Consider the following 252-nt stretch of genomic DNA (forward strand, 5'->3'; position numbering starts at 1 on the left):
CTGGAGGTGATCCACTCCCGGTGGGCGATGCTGGGCGCGCTCGGCTGCGTCTTCCCGGAGCTCCTCGCCCGGAACGGCGTCAAGTTCGGCGAGGCCGTGTGGTTCAAGGCGGGCTCGCAGATCTTCAGCGAGGGCGGGCTCGACTACCTCGGCAACCCGAGCCTGATCCACGCGCAGAGCATCCTCGCCATCTGGGCGGTCCAGGTGGTGCTCATGGGCGCCGTCGAGGGGTACCGCATCGCCGGCGGGCCG

The 252-nt window shown here is 70.6% G+C and carries 1 protein-coding gene; it reads left to right on the forward strand.

Annotated features, from left to right (window positions below; genetic code table 11):
- A partial coding sequence (locus PZC42_RS25045) for a chlorophyll a/b-binding protein (RefSeq protein WP_277214354.1) occupies positions 1-252 on the forward strand: 252 nt, incomplete at both ends.

It is taken from the genome of Isoptericola croceus (assembly GCF_029382255.1).
Lineage (GTDB): Bacteria > Actinomycetota > Actinomycetes > Actinomycetales > Cellulomonadaceae > Isoptericola > Isoptericola croceus.